The 300-nt window shown below is 38.3% G+C and carries 1 pseudogene; it reads left to right on the forward strand.

Features of this window, described 5'->3' with window-relative positions:
• Window positions 1-82: 82 nt before the first annotated feature.
• Window positions 83-300: pseudogene (locus tag B3W37_RS11780) on the forward strand (hypothetical protein); the annotation flags it as partial.

The following is a 300-nucleotide window of genomic DNA, read 5'->3' on the forward strand; positions in this document are numbered from 1 at the left end:
CGGTTCCGTTGATCGGATTGGAACATAAAGGTATTCCGGGGGATAGTCAACAAATCTGAAAAGTATTCATGGAGTAGCTGCCGTGCCTATTATGGTTATTCCTGAGTACCCGCCTGATTTGACACATGTATATTTGGTGTTGGACATATTTGCATGCCCAAAGGAACAAGCAATAGAAAAAATGCGAATGTTTGAGGCTGAAAACAGTGAAGATGGTTGCTTGGAAGATACTAAGAAAACAAAATTACTTGATGATAAAGCTTTCAATTTGATAATAGAGAAATTGCAAGGACGTTCTAT

This window comes from Syntrophomonas sp. UBA5494 (assembly GCF_002426325.1).